The sequence below is a fragment of the Variovorax glucosi genome (assembly GCF_051216695.1).
Classification (GTDB): domain Bacteria; phylum Pseudomonadota; class Gammaproteobacteria; order Burkholderiales; family Burkholderiaceae_C; genus Variovorax.
The window spans coordinates 1-1,112 of record NZ_JBPJZE010000305.1 but is presented as its reverse complement, the minus strand read 5'-3'; the positions used below and the strand labels follow the sequence as shown (position 1 = coordinate 1,112).

General features: G+C 65.1%; 2 protein-coding genes. Both read right to left on the bottom strand.

Annotated elements, in window-relative coordinates:
* On the bottom strand, window positions 1-463 hold a 463-nt coding region (locus tag ACSFA3_RS25180; RefSeq protein ID WP_435508066.1), incomplete at its 3' end, for a hypothetical protein.
* A gap of 160 nt (window positions 464-623) precedes the next feature.
* Window positions 624-1,112, bottom strand: a 489-nt coding sequence (locus ACSFA3_RS25175) for a WS/DGAT domain-containing protein (RefSeq protein WP_435508065.1), incomplete at its 5' end; no start/stop codon positions are given.

Sequence of the window (1,112 nt, the reverse complement as noted above, 5' to 3'; positions counted from 1 at the left end):
CGCCGCTCACACGGGCTTCGATCTGCTTGGTGCCGGCGACGATCTTGTCGGCGATCTGCACCGAGACGGTGGCGATCGGCTGGTTCAGCGCGCCGAGGGCGTTGATCACCGAGGTGGCGACCGGCGACTCGACGCGAGCCACGCGGCTGGCGACCGATTCGATGCCGCTGGTGGTGCCGGCGGCAACGCGGTCCATCACGTTCACGATGCGGCTGGTGTCGATGTCCAGGCGGTTGGCCAGGAAGCCGTTGATCTTTTCTTGCGCACCGATCAGGTTGGCCTTGACCTGCTCGCTCACCAGCGGAATCTGGCGGCTGCCGAGGAAGTTGCTGTAGCGCGAAGCGGCGCCGCCCAGGAGGCGATGCACGCCGGTGCGGTAAGCGCCGACCAGGGTCTTGCCAGCGTCGTTGTATTGACCGACGACGTGAACAGCTGCGGAAGCGATGGAGGTTTGCGTGGACATGGTGATTTCCTTGAAGTTGAAAGGCTCGCGAAGGAAACGGTATGTCTTTCGCGATGGGCCTATCTTCTTCTGCGGGGCCTAGGCCTGAAAAACTAGAACGGTCGGAAAACTAGTCCAACTGCCCCAATTTTCTTTCTGCAGGCCAGGGCCCGCGCGCCGATCATGCCGCAGCGGCCCGGGGGCTGCTGGAGCGCTTGGCCGGTGCGGCCTTGCGGGCAGGCGGCTTGGGCGCGGCTTTCTTCGCCGCGGTCCTGACCGGTGCCTTTGCAGCTGCTTTCACAGGCGCCTTCTTCGCAGCGACCTTGACCGGCGCCTTCTTGCGCGCGGCAGGCTTCTTCTTTGCGGCAACGGGTGCGGGTGCGTGCTCTGCCTCGTCCGACGGCTCCTCGATGGTCTTTGCCGGCACCGGCGCGGGCGCCGCACCGGCGGCGGCCGGGTGCTTCTGCGTCAGCTCCATCAGCAGCTTGTGCTCGGCCAGCAGGTAGTCGCCGATCTCGGTGATGTCGGGCACGGCGCGGCGGCAGGCGATCAGGCCGTAATCCAGACGGCCGTTGTAGCTCTGCACCGTCACATTCAACGCCAGGCTGTGCACGGGAATGGACACCGGGTAATAACTCACCACCTTGGCACCGGCAAAGTACAGTTGCAC